Here is a 1,142-nt window from a genome sequence, read left to right as displayed (position 1 = left end):
GTAGTATGAGTTCGCAGCTCGGGGCAGTGGGGGACTTGGGTCGGCTGGGTGGGGGGCAAAAGGAGTTCAAAAACTTCCTGAACTCGGTGGGGTTGATACGTTTCTTAGCTCTCAAGCAGCAAATTTAAACAAGAAGTTGGGTGCGAAAATAGGTGAAGGCAGACTGCCTTACGAGGCCAGTCGCGCTGGTGTTGAGCAGGCCAAGCTAGCAGTTAAAGAAACATTGGAGAACGCTACCGCTGTTAGTGACATAATTCCTAAGTCGGCTGTCCGAGGGAGTTATGACCTTATTCATGTTTACAGCTCTAAAACTAATAGCACTGTTAACCTACGAGTGTTGCCCGGCGGCAAATATGAATTCGACACTTTGATTTCAGTGAAATCCTCAAAATTTTAGTCGCGGGGTTTGGCCTTATGATCATTGGTGAGAAGATTTTTGAGTTTAGATTTCGGTCGTTCTTTATGTCGGGGTCTTTGGTTTGTAAAATGTTGGTTCTGTTTCTTAGGTTTTCAAGATCGGGATGGGTTTCATTAGATATTGGGGAAGGTGTGTTAAGGATTTTGTCTTTTGGCTCTGAACCAAAGCTGTTGGGGCTGGATGAGATTTCCGATGACTTTGCGTACCCGATCCAGAGTTCGAATGAATTGGATAGATATTTTGGCAAGGACCTGCTTGCTGTTTACAAGTATCTTTTTTCGGATGTGGAAGATGGTTGTGTCGGCGTGTATTTCGATTTTGGAGATTGTGGTTTTAGCGTTTTGGAGTCAGAGGATAACTTGTCCATAATTGATGGCGTGGTTAGAGTTTCAGATGACGTGGCTTTATCTAAGTTAGAGATTTAGATGGGGCAAAAGCAACAGGCGGGAAGCCCACCGTTGAGCTGTTCGGCGGGAAGAATGCGCAGACTCCCGGCGCAATAAACGTAGATATCCGCGCCGATATTCAATCAGGCATCCGTGCTGATGCGATGAAATTGCCTTTCAAAGACGGATCGCTAGGCGAGGTAATCGCTACAAACCCATATATGGGTCCTGGCGAGAAGATGATGAGTTTTCTACCGGAGGCTACTCACGTAGTGGAACCCGGAGGGAAAATCTATATTAACGCCCATAAAGGGGACAGATTTATTTTCCCTACTCTA

Annotated in this window: 1 protein-coding gene; it reads left to right on the top strand. The window is 45.9% G+C overall.

Annotation, left to right across the window (positions count from 1 at the left end; all coding sequences use genetic code 11):
• The first annotated feature begins 414 nt into the window (after nucleotides 1-414).
• Complete coding sequence (locus HMPREF2581_RS20930; RefSeq protein ID WP_019484986.1) at nucleotides 415-843, top strand: hypothetical protein; 429 nt, start codon at nucleotides 415-417, stop codon at nucleotides 841-843.
• The last annotated feature ends 299 nt before the right edge of the window (nucleotides 844-1,142 follow it).

Source organism: Pseudomonas sp. HMSC057H01, from assembly GCF_001836405.1.
GTDB classification, from domain to species: domain Bacteria; phylum Pseudomonadota; class Gammaproteobacteria; order Pseudomonadales; family Pseudomonadaceae; genus Pseudomonas; species Pseudomonas aeruginosa.
Note: the sequence above shows the minus strand (reverse complement) of the source record. Positions and strands in the feature narration are given on the sequence as shown.

Excerpts from the sequence above, each read along its gene's own strand:
- HMPREF2581_RS20930 (WP_019484986.1), top strand. The coding sequence starts at position 415 with ATGATCATTGGTGAGAAGATTTTTGAGTTTAGATTTCGGTCGTTCTTT.